The organism is Streptomyces sp. NPDC007808 (assembly GCF_042868655.1).
Taxonomy (GTDB): Bacteria; Actinomycetota; Actinomycetes; order Streptomycetales; family Streptomycetaceae; genus Streptomyces.
Genome location: NZ_JBIAEQ010000005.1, coordinates 131,552 through 146,262 on the forward strand (window position 1 = coordinate 131,552; position 14,711 = coordinate 146,262).

Annotated in this window: 12 protein-coding genes; 7 read left to right on the top strand and 5 right to left on the bottom strand. The window is 72.8% G+C overall.

Annotated elements, in window-relative coordinates:
- Window positions 1–196: 196 nt before the first annotated feature.
- From ACFYNL_RS19760 to ACFYNL_RS19775, 4 genes are all read left to right on the top strand, one after another.
- Window positions 197–2,119 carry a phosphatase PAP2 family protein gene (locus tag ACFYNL_RS19760; RefSeq protein ID WP_388804921.1) on the top strand — a complete coding sequence of 641 codons (1,923 nt, stop codon included), beginning with the start codon at window positions 197–199 and terminating at the stop codon, window positions 2,117–2,119.
- A gap of 96 nt (window positions 2,120–2,215) precedes the next feature.
- A complete protein-coding gene (locus tag ACFYNL_RS19765) occupies window positions 2,216–3,916 on the top strand; it encodes an ArnT family glycosyltransferase (protein WP_388804924.1) in 1,701 nt (566 codons plus the stop codon).
- 81 nt (window positions 3,917–3,997) lie between these two features.
- Entirely contained in the window at window positions 3,998–4,921 is a 924-nt protein-coding gene (locus ACFYNL_RS19770) for a MurR/RpiR family transcriptional regulator (RefSeq protein ID WP_388804927.1), read from the top strand.
- A 394-nt stretch (window positions 4,922–5,315) separates the two neighbouring features.
- The gene (locus ACFYNL_RS19775) at window positions 5,316–5,684 is read left to right on the top strand and encodes a hypothetical protein (RefSeq protein ID WP_019757057.1); all 369 of its coding nucleotides are present in this window, start codon (window positions 5,316–5,318) and stop codon (window positions 5,682–5,684) included.
- A gap of 115 nt (window positions 5,685–5,799) precedes the next feature.
- Here the strand turns inward: ACFYNL_RS19775 and ACFYNL_RS19780 are convergent, their stop codons facing one another.
- Together ACFYNL_RS19780 and ACFYNL_RS19785 are read right to left on the bottom strand one after the other, a co-directional pair.
- Window positions 5,800–6,627, bottom strand: coding sequence for a cellulose binding domain-containing protein (locus ACFYNL_RS19780; protein WP_388804931.1), 828 nt, complete (start codon window positions 6,625–6,627; stop codon window positions 5,800–5,802).
- Between the two features lie 159 nt (window positions 6,628–6,786).
- A complete protein-coding gene (locus ACFYNL_RS19785; RefSeq protein ID WP_388804934.1) occupies window positions 6,787–7,620 on the bottom strand; it encodes a hypothetical protein in 834 nt (277 codons plus the stop codon).
- Window positions 7,621–7,777: 157 nt separating this feature from the next.
- On the opposite strand from ACFYNL_RS19785, the gene ACFYNL_RS19790 reads away from it, so the two are divergent.
- Complete coding sequence (locus ACFYNL_RS19790) at window positions 7,778–8,518, top strand: TetR family transcriptional regulator (RefSeq protein WP_388804937.1); 741 nt, start codon at window positions 7,778–7,780, stop codon at window positions 8,516–8,518.
- Window positions 8,519–8,706: 188 nt separating this feature from the next.
- Window positions 8,707–9,120 (top strand): Zn-ribbon domain-containing OB-fold protein, encoded by a 414-nt coding sequence (locus ACFYNL_RS19795; protein WP_388806226.1) that lies wholly within the window; start codon window positions 8,707–8,709, stop codon window positions 9,118–9,120.
- Here the strand turns inward: ACFYNL_RS19795 and ACFYNL_RS19800 are convergent.
- Window positions 9,102–9,272, bottom strand: coding sequence for a hypothetical protein (locus ACFYNL_RS19800; RefSeq protein ID WP_388804940.1), 171 nt, complete (start codon window positions 9,270–9,272; stop codon window positions 9,102–9,104). The genes ACFYNL_RS19795 and ACFYNL_RS19800 overlap by 19 nt on opposite strands.
- A gap of 324 nt (window positions 9,273–9,596) precedes the next feature.
- Between ACFYNL_RS19800 and ACFYNL_RS19805 the strand changes: the two genes are divergently transcribed.
- The gene (locus ACFYNL_RS19805) at window positions 9,597–12,398 is read left to right on the top strand and encodes a hypothetical protein (protein ID WP_388804943.1); all 2,802 of its coding nucleotides are present in this window, start codon (window positions 9,597–9,599) and stop codon (window positions 12,396–12,398) included.
- A gap of 320 nt (window positions 12,399–12,718) precedes the next feature.
- On the opposite strand, the gene ACFYNL_RS19810 is transcribed toward ACFYNL_RS19805, so the two are convergent.
- Window positions 12,719–13,111, bottom strand: a complete 393-nt coding sequence (locus ACFYNL_RS19810) for a PPOX class F420-dependent oxidoreductase (RefSeq protein WP_388804946.1) — start codon at window positions 13,109–13,111, stop codon at window positions 12,719–12,721.
- Window positions 13,112–13,202: 91 nt separating this feature from the next.
- On the bottom strand, window positions 13,203–14,381 hold the full coding sequence (locus ACFYNL_RS19815; RefSeq protein WP_388804949.1) for a MalY/PatB family protein: 1,179 nt from the start codon (window positions 14,379–14,381) through the stop codon (window positions 13,203–13,205).
- Between the last annotated feature and the right edge of the window lie 330 nt (window positions 14,382–14,711).

Below are 14,711 nucleotides of genomic sequence, written 5' to 3' on the forward strand. Positions count from 1 at the left end.
CCGCCGGACGTCGGGCCATCCCGCGTCCGACACAACCGGCCCGTACATCTTCGCTCGTACGACTCGATCTTCCGTGCCCGGTGCATGTCCACGCACAGCGGGCGACGCGCCCAGCGCTCCGGCGCGGCGGGCGGTCGGGTCGATCACATCGCATCCCCTCCCGGCCGTACGGCCGAAGAACTCAAGAGAGGCTCGCATGCCGTCATCCGCCGGGCACCAGGCCACCCCGTCCATGAACAGAAGGCGCTTTCTGGCGACATCGTTCGGTGGTGGGGCGGCCCTCGTGGCCGTCCCCGCCTTCGCCGGCTGGCTTCCCACGGCGGACGCCAAGTCCGCCGTGCGGGCCGCCGCCTTCGTGGACGACTACAAGACCAACGTCCTCGCGAACCAGACGCCCGAGACCAATGCGGTCGTCCGCGCGCTCGGCGGGTTCGCGCGGATCTGGAAGACCGGCGGCGCCTGGAACACCGGGACCCCGCTGATGCCCGAGGTGCTGCGCGCCAACGTCCGCTACTGCGCCCGGATCACGGCCGGGCGCACAAGCGCGCAGGCGAAGGAAGCGTTCATCATCGACCGTCAGCACCAGAGCTACTCGATGATCGCGGGCCTCGGTCCGCTGGCGGACCTGTACAGGTCGGGCGCCAAGGCGGTCACGTCGATCACCAGCGCCCCGGACGGCACCCCCGCCGGGAAGATCAGCGACGCCGTGCCCGCCGACGCGCCGCCCGGTTCCGCGCTCGGCGCGGGGTCGCACGACTCGGAACTCGGCACGGTGGCCAGGCTGGTCGACACCCTGCGCGGCAACTTCGCCTCCAGCAACCCCGCCAAGTTCGCCTACCAGTACCCGCGTCCGTGGCGGATGAACGAGGACAGCGAGGTCGTCGACACCGGCCGGAAGGACGCGTTCGGCTACCCCGTCTACGAGTCGGAGGTGATCGTCGCCCCGCAGCTGCTGCGGCAGCGCAGCGAGAACCCGGCCGAGGACGGTGGCTTCCCCAGCGGACACACCAACGCCGTCCACCTGGCCGCCCTGGCGTACGCCTACGCGGTTCCCGAGCGATTCCAGGAGCTGGTGACCCGCGCCTTCGAGCTGGGCCACACCCGCATCATGGCGGGCATGCACTCCCCGGTCGACGTCATCGGCGGCCGCATCATGGCGACGGCCCTCGCCGCCGCCACCCTCGCCGACCCGGCCAACGCGGAACTCAAGGCGGCAGCACGGGCCCAGGCGCTGGCCTACTTCCTGGAGCGGACCGGCACGACCGCCGACACCCTCCACGCCTACGCCCACGCGGCCGGCCCCGGCACCGACCCGTACGCCGACCGGGAGGCCAACGCCCGCACGGTCCGGCCGAAGCTGACGTACGTGCTGCCCCGGTACGGCCGGGACAAGCCCCTGTCCGTGCCGAAGGGCGCCGAGGTGCTGCTGGAGACACGCCAGCCCTATCTGAGTGCGGACCAGCGCCGCGAGGTGCTGCGCACGACGGCGGTGCCCGGCGGCTACGTCCTGCTGGACGGCTTCGAACAGTGGGGGCGACTCGACCTGTTCACGGCGGCGGACGGCTACGGCGCCTTCGACTCCGATGTGACCGTCACGCTCGACGCGGCGGCCGGGGGCTTCAAAGCGGCGGACGCCTGGCGCAACGACATCCGCGGCGAGGGCGGTCTGACCAAGCGCGGCACCGGCACGCTCACACTGACGGGCCACAACCGGTACCACGGCGGCACGGTCGTCGAGGACGGCCTTCTGGTCGCGGCGTCGGCCAACGCGCTGGGGCAGGGCGACGTGCGGGTGACGGGCGGCACGCTGCGCGCCGGCAAGGTGCTGCGGATACGCGGTTCGTACGCCCAGGAGGGCGGCGCCCGCCTGGAGCTGCTGCTCCGCAAGAACCACGGCCCGGCCCTGGAGGTGTCCCGCCGGGTCCTGCTGGGCCGGGACAGCGTGCTGTCGCTGCGCCTCGACGCCGAGCGCCCGCCCGTCGCGGGGAGCACGGTCCCCGTCATCGAGGCACGGCAGCTCCGCGGCCGGTTCGACCGGGTGGAACTGAACTCCGACACGCTTCGAGCCGTACCCGTCTACACGGCGGACGGTCTGTCGGTACGACTGCTGGAGCGGTGACGCCGCCCGGCGGCGGGAGTTGATGCAGAGTAGGCGCATGACCGGCTCCGGATCAGCTCCCGTCACCGCGGGGCCGACGACACCGCGGAGGGGACGATGACGCTCGAACGACAGCCGGCCCCCGCCCCGGCGCCGCACACGCGAACGGGTGCCGCCGGTGCCCGCGCCCAGGAACACCCCCTGGGACGGGCCCGCCGCTTCGCGGCGGTGCTCGTCCCGCTCCTGGTGGCCCTGCTGCTCTGCCAGATGGCCGTCGCCATGGTGACCACGGCGGTGCAGCAGACGCCGACGATCGACGAGCCGGTGTACGTGGGCACGGCGGCCGAGTACCTGCACGAGCACCGCCTGCGTCACAACCCCGAGCACCCCCCGCTGGGAAAGCTGGTCATCGCCGTCGGGGTCGCCGCGGCCGGCCCTCATGTCGATCCCTCCTTCCGCGGTGACCAGGGCGAGCTGGGGCGGCATCTGCTCTACGAGTCCGGGAACGATCCCTGGCGGCTGATGCTTTTCGCCCGCCTCCCGGTGATCGTCCTGACGCTCCTGTTCGGACTGGTCGTCTTCGCCTTCGCCCGTGAACTCGCCGGTAGCGCGGGCGGGTTGGCGGCGCTCGGTCTGTACGCCTTCTCCCCCGACGTCATCGCGCACGGCTCGTTGGCCACGCTGGACATGCCGGCGGCCGGGTTCGCGCTGACCTCGGCCTGGCTGCTGTGGCGGGCACGCCGGCGGCCACGGTGGTGCGTGCCGCTCGCCGGGGCGGCGCTCGGTGCGGCCCTGGCGACGAAGATGAGCACGCTCGCGGTGGTTCCCGTGCTGCTGGTGCTCGCGACCGTGTCCGTGTGGTGCGCGAGGCCGCCCGCCGAGTCCCGCCGCAGGGCACTCGGCCGGGCGGTCGTGGGCGCCGGCGTCGTGGCGCTGACCGCGGTCGCCGTCGTATGGGCGTCGTACCTGGTGGTCGATCCGCGGCTGCGCTGGACGCCGGAACAGCATGTGCCCGTCGTGCACGGGCTGCGGGGGCTCGCCGTGGAGCTGCTGCCGTTCCCGGAGGCGTACCGGGACGGGATGAGGATCCAGTTCGGCTTCGAGAACCACCCGTGGCAGGGCTTTCTCTTCGGCCGCCTCTACACCGGGTCGCTGTGGTACTACCTGCCGGCCGCGCTGCTGGTGAAGACACCGCTCGGCATGCTGGCCCTGTGGGCGGCGGGTGCCCTCACGCTGGTGAGCGTACGGCGGCTGCGGCCCGCGGCACCGTACCTGCTGCTCCCCAGCGGCGTGCTGCTGGCCGCGGCCATGCTCGGGTCGCGGGACTTCGGCACGCGGTACGCCCTGTTCGTGCCGCTGTTCCTGGCGGTGGCAGCGGGCTGTGTGCTCACGGTGCGACGGCGGTGGGCACCGCTCGCGGTGGGGGCGCTGGTGCTGTTCGTCGCGATCAGCTCGGTGCGGACGTACCCGTACTACCTGCCGTACTCCAACGAGGCCTTCGGCGGTCCGCACAAGACGCGTCTGCGGCTGCACGACTCCAACGTGGACTGGGGTCAGGACCTGGGCCGGCTCGCCGACCGGTTGCGCGAGCGGTACCCGGGTGAGCGGATCTGGCTCGTGTACAAGGGCTCCGGGGTGCCGTCGTTCTACGGGATCCGGGCCGCCGACCCGCGCCAGGTGCCCGTTCGAGAGGTGCGCGGGCTCCTGGTCGTCTCGGACTCCGCGGCGGCCAAGGCGACCGGGCGGCTGGCCGAACTGATCGACAGCAGTCGTCCGATCGACGCGGTCGGCCACTCGATCACGATCTATCACCGTTGAGCGTCGACCCTCTTCGCGCACTTGGTCGCCACAGTGTGTGAGCTATGTTGAAGCACTGTGGGAGACAAAGGAGGCGCACCGGTGCCATCGCCTCAGCAGGCACGCGCACAGGCATCCGCAATCACTTCGGGCAAGACGGTCCCGGAGGTCGAGGCATCCCCGACTTCCCAGCTCAGGACGCTTTTCGATCAGCCGAGGCTGTCGCCGGGGCAGCGGCGCATCGCCCAGTACCTGATCGAGCACATCACCGAGGCGGCGTTCCTGTCGATCACCGACCTGGCGGAGCGGGTCGGCGTGAGCCAGCCTTCGGTGACACGTTTCGCGGGCGCGGTCGGCTTCAGTGGTTACCCGGCGCTACGGGAGAGGCTCCAGGCGATCGCCCTGGGCGCCCTCGCCGGAGGCCCGGCACCGGCCGAGGAGAACGGCGCCAACGAACTGCAGTCCGCGGTGGACGCCGAGATCGAGAACCTGGAGAACCTGCGGCGTGACTTCGCCGACCCCGACCAGGTGATCGACATCGGCCGCAAGCTCTCCCGGTCGACCCCGCTGACCATCCTCGGACTGCGCATCTCCGCCTCCCTCGCCGAGTACTTCGCCTACGCGGCGCGCCGCATCCACCCGGACGTGCGACTGGTGACCCGGGGCGGCAGCGTCGCCTATGACGCGTTGCTGCAGTCACGCGAGGCCGGCGGCACCTGGGTGCTGGCGTTCTCCATGCCCCGCCACGCCCAGGAGACGCTCACCGCGGTGCGGGTCGCACGCAGTGCCGGGCTGCGGGTGGCCCTGGTCACCGACCTGGCGCTCGGCCCGGTCGCCGACACGGCCGACGTCGTCTTCGCCACCGGCACCGGCTCCCGGCTGGTCTTCGACTCCTACGCCGCCCCCGGCGTGATGGCGGCCGCGCTGCTGCAGGCCATGACCGACGCCGACCCGGAGCGCACGCAGGCGCGGCTGGAGGAGTACGAGCACATCTCCGACCAGCACCAGTTCTTCCTCCGGGACTGATCCTTCACGGCGTCCCCACATCAGGACGCGTCTCCCCACACACCAAATCCCACCGCAGGGGCATCATTCAGTTCAAAGCGCGCATGAATGTTTTCATACGTCTTGCAAAGCGGACGGCATATATAAATACTGCACACGCAACATCCGCCCGCAGAAAGCAGCCGGTCCGCTCATGCGCACGTCACCCCATCCGTCGTGCGAACTCCGCCTGCCTTCCGGGCTCCTCAACGGACAACGAAGTCGCCGTCTCCTACCCGCGTCGGCGCTGACGTTGTTCGGTCGGGCATCGCATGCGCGAGCGCCCGTGGCGGCGGCCCCGGTCATCCCCTAGGCCGGGGCCGCCCCGACTCCGTCGGACACCCCGAACGACGCCGCACACCGGAAGCGATGGACCATGCCCCTGACGACCACGCGCATCACCCCGGATTGGCCGTGCCAGGTCAAGACCCCCGGTTCCTATGACTGGGAGCGGTCGGCGGCCAAGTGGCTGCGCGAGCTGGTGCCGGCCCGCTACGCCAGCTATCCGGCACTCATCCGCCACCCCGTGCTGCTCGCCCGCCACGCCCAGATACAGGTACAGAACGAGATCCGGGTCGCCCGCACCGCGCTTCAGACCGCGCGCGCCGACCTGCCCGCGCTCGGCATGCCCGAGTCGGTGATCGAGCACACCATCAAGATGTACGCGGCGGAGGTGATGCAACTGCAGCACATCGCCCGCAGTGTGCGCGCCGTCTCCCGCGCGCTCGTCGACCACGGCCGCTGATCCCCTCCCGCCTCCACATCCCGCGCCACGTCCACCGGACCGCACACCACCGGCCTCGGAGCGCGGTCCCGGGACCGCGGGCCGTGCGTCGGTGCCGCGGACTGTCGGGCGGCCGTCAGGAGCCGTCGGCCGTCGCCGCACAGCTGACCTTCGCCGAGGGGGCGCCGGTCGCGGCGGAGGCGTCGGCGATGAAGCCGAACGTGACGCTCGCACCGGGCTCCAGCGCACCGTTCCACGACGCGTTGGCGACGGTGACCGCGCCCTCGCGTGCGGTGCCGAGGGTGCCGTCCCAGACCTGGGTGAGGCGGGCGCCGTCCACCGGTTCGACCGTCGCCGTCCAGCCCGAGGCGGCAGCGGCGGGGGCGTTGGTCACCGTCACCTCGCCCTGGTAGCCGCCCTGCCAGCTGTTGACCGTTCGGTAGGACGCGGTGCAGGCGGGCGGGGCGCCGGGTGCGGCGCCACCGGGCGCGCCGTCGCCGGGCCCACCGTCGCCGGGCCCGCCCGAGGCCGTCGGGGCGGGTGCGGCGGAATCGGAGCCCGTCGCGGACCGACCGGGCGCGGCCTCGGCCGACACGCCGTCGCCGCGCTCCGCGAACAGCAGAGCACCGCCGAAGCCCACGACCGCGGCCGCCGTGACGACGGCGACGGCGAGGGTGGTGTGGTGCGATCGTCGGCGGGTGGCGGGATCCGGGCCGAGGTCACCGCCGCGCGGTCTCGGCGCTTTTCTCGCACCGGCGGTCATGTGCTCGGCGACGGGCGGCAGTTCCTGTGTGGCGTCCTCGGCTTCGGAGGTCGGCAGGGGCACGGACTCGTAGTCGCCGCGCTCCTGCTCCAGTTCCCTGAACAACTCCGCGAGGGCGTCGGTGCGGCGCGGGCGCAGGACGCGGATCGGTTCCAGGGCCGGTTCGTCGTCCGGTTGTGCGGGATCGGGCCGTGTGGGCACACCGCTCTCCTTCCGTCCCGTGTTCACGAGGCTCGGGGCTTTGCCGCCCCCCGGAGTGATACGGGGCCGCCGTCCCACCGGTTCAGCGCGGCCCTTCGCCTACGGCCGGTGCGGCGAGGGGCCATGGCCGCCTTCGAGTCGCGGGACGCTCGGCAGCGCTCAGGCCCCCGCGGCGAGGAAACCGTGCAGGGACGTCCGCATCGCGGCGACGAAGGCGTCCCTTCGCCTGTCGTCCAGGGCGTCCAGGGAGAGATAGGGGTTGAGGTCCTCCAGCTCGACCAGGAGCAGCTCACCGCCCGGCGCACGGCAGGCGTCGACGCGCTGGATGCCGTGCTCGATGCCGTTCCACTCGATGAAGCACCGGGCGAACTCCAGGTCGTCGTCGCTGGGTTCGTACGGTTCCAGCTGCCAGCGGCGGTCGGGGTGCGGCGCGTGCAGGGCGTACTGGAAGGCGTGGTCGACGTAGTAGAAGGAGACCTCGTAGGCGAAGTCGACGCACGGCTGGACGAGGACGTCCCCGGTGACCAGCTCACGCGCCTCCTCGGCCGGCACGATCCGCAGCCCGATCGAGTCGGCGCCGAGTTTCGGTTTGACGACGTACCGGCCGGCCTCGGGCAGCAGGTGCAGGTCCTCGACACGGTCCACCGTCGGGATGACCGGGTACCCGGCGGCGGTCAGGTCGAGCAGGTACTGCTTGCCGGCCATGTCCGCCCTGCCGGAGAGCGGGTTGTACACACGTACCCCCGCACCGGTCGCCCGCCGCCGGAAGTCGTCGTAGGCGTCCTGGTACCCGAGGACCGGTCCGCTGTTGCGGACGACGACCGCGTCGAAGGCGTCCATGAGCGCGGCAGCGTCCCCGGGGTGGCACAGGGCGATGTCGAACGCGTCCCGCAGACGGGAGGTGAGGAAGACGTCCTCGTCGCAGTAGCGCCGCCCGCGGGCCTGGTAGGCCAGGTCGGTGACGTACAGCAGGCGAGGTCGGACGGGCGGCATGCGGGCTCCTCGGCGGGGACGGCAGCCGATCGTATGCGGACCGGCATCCGCCGAACAATCGCCGACGTCACCACGATCTCGCGACCGGCAGCACTCAGTTCCCTCCTGACACAGCACTGAGTGCCATCTGCGGCGCTCTGGTGCTACGTTCCCGTCCATGAGCTCCAGCAGCGCGGCGCCCGGCCGCGGCGAGAAGACGGATGCCGCGGCGGCGAAGCCCCCGATGCGGGAGGCCCTGGTCGCGGCGGCCTTCCAGTTGTTCCTGGAGCGGGGCTACGAGCAGACGACGGTCGACGACATCGTGGCGCTCGCCGGTGTGGGGCGGCGGTCGTTCTTCCGGTACTTCCCCTCCAAGGAGGACGTGGTCTTCCCGGACCACGAGCGGTGCCTCGCCGACATGACGGCCTTCCTGGCCACGAGCGGCGAGGAACACGAGCCGGTGCGCCGGGTGTGCGACGCGGCCCGGCTGGTGCTGCGGATGTACGCGGAGAACCCGACCTTCTCCGTGCAGCGCTACCGGCTCACCAAGCAGGTGCCCGGACTGCGCGCCTACGAGCTGTCGGTGGTGTGGCGCTATGAGCGCGCCCTGGCCGAGTACCTGCGCGAGCGCTTCGCCGGCCGGCCCGACGGGACCCTCCAGGCCGACGTGATCGCCGCCGCCGTGGTCGCGGCGCACAACAACGCGCTGCGCTCCTGGCTGCGTTCGGACGGGCAGGGCGACGCGAGCGCCGCGGTGGACCACGCCCTGGGATACGTGCAGTCCGCCTTCGGTGCCGCCCCGACCCCGCGCCCGGCCGGTGACGGGCAGCCCGACGACGTGGTGGTCGTGGTCTCCCGGCGCGGGGCGCCGCTGTGGCGGGTCGTCCAGGAGATCGAGACCACGCTCGGACGGGACTGAGCGGCCCGCCTCGTCGGCACGGGCGCTCCCCCGAGGTCACCCGCCAGATTAGGGGTACGGAGTGCCTTTACGAGTGGCACTGAGTGCCATACTCTGTGGGCGTGCACGGTGGCACGTGAACCGCGCACATCCGTGCACGGATGACCCGCGCACGTGGGATTCCGGCCGAGTGCAGGGAGTTGACCAGCGTGTACCACCACTCAGGAACCGTTGCTCGCCAGTCCGCCGGCTTCGGGGCGGGGGTCCTCGACCCCGCGGCTCCGGACACGGAGGCCATGCTCTTCCAGCGCTGCACCTGGTGCGGCACCGCCATGTACCACCGGCTGCTGTGTCCGGTGTGCCAGGGCAGTGACCTGCGCACGGAGCGCAGCGAGGGCATCGGGACGGTCCGGCACTCCACGGTCGTCCACCGCAACACCCCCGCCGCGCGCAATGTGTCGCTCGTCGAGATGGCCGAGGGGTTCGTCGTACGCGGCCGGGTGATGGGTCCGCCCATCGGCATCCACAGCGGCGACCGGGTCCGGCTGTCCACGGCGAAGGACCCGGTCCGGGGCGAGCCGGTGTTCCAGCTGATGGACGAGCCCTACCGGGCCTGGACCTGAGCGGCGCCCGGCCCCAGGCCGCCTGAGCGCTCCCCGACGCCGGGCACCGACTCCCGCACGGCGAAGGGCCGTCCGCTCTCGAAGCACGGGGTGGCGGCGAGCAACGACGGCGCGCCGTCGCGTACGGCGGCCGTGGGGTGGGCGATCGGCACCCCTCGAAGGCCGCCCCGGCGGACGCAGCGCGCGCCGGAAACCGCCCGCCTGCTCGGCGGCCGTGTTCCCGTGCGGCACGCCGCCGGCGGAGCCGGCCCGGGTCGGCGGCGGTTCTCCTCACCTCCCCGCCGGTACGTCGTCGTCGCGCCGCCGGCACAACAAGACGCCGTCCTGTCCGGCGTCCGGTTCAGCACGCGGACGGTGTCGTCGGCGGCCGGACTTCTGAGTCGACTCCCTTCACAGGCAACGCACATGTACCTCCTGCCCGTCCTCCCGGAGTGAGAGCCCCGGGGCCGTCCCGGGGCGTGCGGAAGGAGGGGCACGTGATCCGTGCCCGGCGACGGGGGTCACCCCGCGCGAGCAGAGTCGGAGTGTGGGCGAGGGTCACCGCGGTGGCGTTACTCGTGGGCGTGGGCGCCTCGCCGGAGTGGGCTCAGGCGCAACAGGCCCCGGAGGGACGGTCGTTGGGGAAGACCGCCGACGGGAACGGCGGTCTTCCGGCGGACTGGAGCATCACCGGTGACGGGGCCGCGCGCACGCTGCAGTGGCGGTCCGACGACCGGGTGCCCATGGGCGACGCCCGCGTGGAGTTCTACGCCGGCGACCGGCTCCTCGGCCGGCCCGAGCCCGCGAAGGACGGGCGCACGTTCCGGCTCCGCCTCGACGGCGTACGGCTGGATTCGGTGGGCGACCTGCAAGTACGGGCCGCGGGACGCAGGTTGGACGCGCCCGGTGCCCGCTCCGGCGCGCGTTCGGCGGTGACCGTGCCGCGGCGGCTGCCGGCCAACGAGGTCGATCCCGGCAAGCCGGGCACGTACCGGACGGTGACGGGCGAGTACGACCTCGACCCCGTACGGCTGCCCGGGTTCCCCGCGCCGGTCGAGATGCGGGCCGTGGTGGTGGCGCCCGAGGACGCCGACGGCACTCGTCCGCTCGCCCTGTTCCTGCACGGACGTCACGTCACCTGCTACACCCCGCAGGGCGAGATCACCGGCGACTGGCCCTGCGCCGACGGCGCCAAGCCGGTTCCCAGCCACCGCGGCTACCTGCGCGACCAGCGCCTGTTGGCCTCCCAGGGCTATGTGACCGTCTCCATCTCCGCCAACGGTGTCAACGGGCAGGACTGGCAGGCCGAGGACGGTGGCGCCCAGGCCCGTTCCTCGCTCGTTCGGCAGCACCTCGCCCGCTGGGCGGACTGGTCCGCGAACCCGGACTCCGCTCCGGCGGCCGTACGCCGTGCGCCCAGGGCCGATCTGTCGCAGGTGCTCCTGGTGGGGCACTCCCGGGGTGGCGAGGGCGTCAACCGGGCCGCGATGGACAGTCTCTACCCGCCGCCCGCGCAGCAGGACGGGTACCACGGCCCGGTGCGGTGGCACATCCGCGGCAACGTCCTCATCGGCCCGACGATCTTCGGTCAGAACCCGGTCGCCGATGTGCCGTCGCTGACGATTCTGCCGGGCTGTGACGGCGACGTCTCCGACCTCCAGGGTCAGGTGTACGTCGACGGCACGCGCCGCGTCAGCCGCGGAGCCGCACTGCACAGCGCGGTGTACATGGTGGGCGCCAACCACAACTACTTCAACAGCGAGTGGACGCCGGGGCAGGCCGAGGCGCCCGCCGAAGACGACTTCTGGCACGACGATGAGCGGCCCGACCGGGTCTGCTCCCCCGGCACCCGCACCCGGCTGACCGCCGACCAGCAGCACCGGGCCGGCGCCACCTACATCGCCGCGGCCGCCCGGCTTTTCGTCGCCGGGGACGACCGGGTGCGCCCGCTGCTCGACGGCACGGGCCGCCGGGCGCCCTCGGCCGATCCCGCGCAGGTCCTCACCCACGCGGTGGGCGCGGGTCGCGGCGCCGGGTTCCTGCCGGACAGCAGGATGGCCGTACGCGGGGGCCGGCTGTGCTCGGCCGTGGATCCCTCGCCCGCCAAGGCGTGCCTGTCGGAGGAGAGGGACGGGCCCTCACCCCACTTCGCACGCTGGGAGACCGACCGTGAGCCGGGCCGTCGCGCGGTAGCGCTGCGCTGGTCCGAGGCGGGGCACCCCGTTCGTATACGACCCGACCGGCCGCAGTCCCTGGCAGGCGCGAAGGCGCTGGCGCTGCGCGTCATCGTGCCGCCGAACACCACCGGGACGCGGCTGGACGTCACCGTCACCGACACCACGGGACGCCGGCGGACCCTCGGCCGGGTCAAGGTCGACGGGCTGCCGGGTACGGACCGCACCGCCTCCTACTGGGCACGTGAGGTGCGGGTGCCGGTCGGGGCGGACGACGCGGCCGCACTCGACCTGAGCCGTGTCAAGTCCCTGACACTGACGCCGCGCACGGGATCCGGCCGGGCGTGGCTGATGGACGCCTGGGCCTGGCGGCCGGGCACACCGGACGTGCGGGAGGCCCCGCTGTCCCGGGTCGACGTCGGCCGGCTGACCGTCAAGGAGGGCAACGCGGGGACGCTGACCCACCAGGTGCCCGTCCGGGTCTCGGGGCAGGCCGGTGGGCAGGTACGGCTGTTCGTCGTCGACCCGGTCACGGGCAAGGTCACCGACCGGCTGGTGACGGTCCGGCCCGGCACGCACGCCATCGACGTACCGGTGAAGGTCGAGGGCAACGGCCGCTACGGGTACGACGTGGCGCACGACGTGTTCGTGAAGGCGGTGCGCGACTCCGTGGTGGGCGCTCACCTGGGCGGGGTGACCGTGGAGAACGACGACCCGAAGCCCTCGATCTCCGTGACGCCCGTCGCCGACCGGGTGACCGAGGGGAAAGCGCTGAAGTGGCGCGTCTCCCTGTCCGCGGTGGCCGACGCGGAGGTCGGCGGGCAGCTCGCCGTGCTTCCCGTCACCGGAGGCCGGGAACTGTCGACGAAGGACGTCGACCCTGCCTGGCTGGAGGAGAACGCGGGTGTGTCCCCGGATCCGGAACGGCCGCTGTCCAAGCTGGACGGCCTCTATCTGTGGGCGGCCGTAGAGCCCGGCCGGACCAGCACGGAGGTACGGCTGCCGACGGTCGCGGACCGGGTCGCCGAACCGGCCGAGTCGGTGCGGTTCCGGCTGGAGGACGAGTTCGGTGAACCGCAGCCCGGCGCCTCGGAGATGAAGGGCACGGTGCTCGACGCGTCGTGATCCGCTCACCGGGGCGGCGCGGGGGTGACGCGGTCACCGCGGGCGACGGTCGCCGTCCGCTCCCCCGGTGAGTTCGTCGGGCCGCGCACGGCTAGGGCCTGTTGCGAAAGTGGCGCCTGCCGCGCGACGCCCGGCACGCACTCTCGCCGCACCGCCCGAAAGCCCGAGTACGCCCAGTACGAGGGCTTCCGGGCGGCACGCCGAGAGCACGCACCGGACGCCGCGCGGCCGCCCTTCGGGCGACGACGCCACTTTCGCAACAGGCCCTAGTCGTCGCCGTGCGCGGCCCGGCCGTTCGGTGCGGTGCCACCGCCCGCGCCTCAGTCCTTGGGCGACAGGGTCACACGGATGCCGACCGTGCCGTTCACGCCGCGGCGCAGTCTGCTGCCGAGGAGTGTGAGCCGGCCGGTGATCCCGTACTTGCGGGCGATGAGCGCGCGGTAGCGGGCGCCGGTGGCCTCGTCGCAGATCTCGGCGGTGGCGGGGATCTGCTCGCCGGTCGGCTTGCCCCGCAGGTCACAGGGACCCACGAGGACGTCCGAACGGGCCCGGATGCGCTTGACCTTCCACGAGTCGGCGACCGTCCACACGCCCAGCGCGTCGCCGTCGCGCACCACCCAGACCGGAGTGGGGACACCCGTGCCGTTCTTGCGGTAGGTGGTGATGAGCAGGTACTTGCCCGAGCCGAGCAGGTCGAGCGACGTGTCGTCCATGGCCGGAAGTGTAGGCAGGCGGGTGGGGGCGCCGCTCCGGGCCCCCACCTCCCCGTCCGGCCGGGTCCGGGCGGCCGTCCGGGGTGAGCGGTCAGGCGAGGGCCGCCGCCATCCGCCCTACCCCTTCCTCGATCAACTCCGGCGACGTGGCCAGGTTCAGCCGTACGTGCCCCGCGCCGCCGGTGCCGAACGGGATGCCGGAGTTCAGCGCGACCCTCCCGCGGCGCAGGAAGACCTCCGCGGGGTCGTCGCCGAGGCCGAGGGCGCGGCAGTCCAGCCAGGCCAGGTAGGTGGCCTCGCCCGGACGGTGGGTGATCGCGGGGATGTGCTCGGCCAGGAGGTCCGAAAGCAGGCGCCGGTTGTCGTCGAGGCCCGCGAGCAGGGCGTCGAGCCAGCCGATGCCGTCGCGCAGGGCGGCGGTGTGGGCGATGACGCCGAGGTGGCTCGGTCCGTGGCTGACCACGTCGGGCAGCCGGGCCAGGTCGGCGGCGGCCGCAGGGCCGGCGACGGCCAGGGCCGCCTTGAGGCCGGCAAGGTTCCACGCCTTCGAAGCCGACATGACGGACAGTCCGCTCTCGCCGCCCGGGACGCTCAGATACGGCACGAAGTCGACGCCCGCGGCGGTGAGCGGTGCGTGGATCTCGTCGGCGACGACGCGGACGCCGTGGTGGTCGGCCAGGGCGGCCACGGCGGCCAGTTCGTCGAGGGTGTGTGCGGTGCCGGTCGGGTTGTGGGGGCTGCACAGCAGGAAGGCCGCGCGTCGGCCGCCCGAGGTCGCGCGCCGGAACGACGCGTCCAGGGTGTCGAGGTCGATGCGCAGGTCCGCGCCCAGCGGGGCTTCGACGACCTGTCGGTCCATGTGCGCGACGAACTGGTAGAACGGCGGGTACACGGGCGAGTTCACCACGACGGGATCGCCCGGATCGGTGACCAGCTTGAGCATTTCGACCACACCGAGCATCACGTCGGGCACGATGACCGTCCGCTCCACGGCGAGCCCGGCCCAGCCCCATCGCTTGTCCGCGAAACCGGCGAGCGCCTCGGCGTAACCGGTGCCCGTCGGGTAGCCGGTGTCGCCGAGCGCGAGGGCGTCGGTCAGAGCGCGTACGACGGGTTCGGCCAGCGGTACGTCCATCTCGGCCACCCACAGCGGCAGCACGTCGTCGGGGTAGGCGCGCCACTTCACGCTCGTTCGGCGTCGCAGGTGGTCGAGGGTGAGGGCGCGAAGGGGGTTCGGTTCACCGGACGTGGCGTGCGGGATCCTGGTCATGGGGCACAAGATAGGGGGCTGTGCGGCTGCCGGGAACGGCGAGTACGGGACGGTGACGGCCGCGGGCTCCACCTCCGACGCGTTCGCCCCGCCGGCGTGCGGGCTGCTGTCCGTGGGTCCGGCAGCCGGTCAGGTACGGGAGCCCGGGGCGGATCGGCACACGACTCGGTCCCCGCGTGCGGCCGGCGGCCTGCCCTCCGGGCTCGCCCGCGGGATCCCGCGGCGGGGCCCGGCTCGGGCGGCGACCCGAGCAAGAACGATCAGCCGTGCGGTGAACACGGGCGCGCCGGGCCACGTATGGAGAGAGGGTGCTCAACCACGGGAGGGCCC

Excerpts from the sequence above, each read along its gene's own strand:
- ACFYNL_RS19765 (WP_388804924.1), top strand. The coding sequence starts at position 2,216 with ATGACGCTCGAACGACAGCCGGCCCCCGCCCCGGCGCCGCACACGCGA.
- ACFYNL_RS19790 (WP_388804937.1), top strand. The coding sequence starts at position 7,778 with ATGAGCTCCAGCAGCGCGGCGCCCGGCCGCGGCGAGAAGACGGATGCC.
- ACFYNL_RS19810 (WP_388804946.1), bottom strand. The coding sequence starts at position 13,111 with ATGGACGACACGTCGCTCGACCTGCTCGGCTCGGGCAAGTACCTGCTC.
- ACFYNL_RS19775 (WP_019757057.1), top strand. The coding sequence starts at position 5,316 with ATGCCCCTGACGACCACGCGCATCACCCCGGATTGGCCGTGCCAGGTC.
- ACFYNL_RS19815 (WP_388804949.1), bottom strand. The coding sequence starts at position 14,381 with ATGACCAGGATCCCGCACGCCACGTCCGGTGAACCGAACCCCCTTCGC.
- ACFYNL_RS19785 (WP_388804934.1), bottom strand. The coding sequence starts at position 7,620 with ATGCCGCCCGTCCGACCTCGCCTGCTGTACGTCACCGACCTGGCCTAC.
- ACFYNL_RS19760 (WP_388804921.1), top strand. The coding sequence starts at position 197 with ATGCCGTCATCCGCCGGGCACCAGGCCACCCCGTCCATGAACAGAAGG.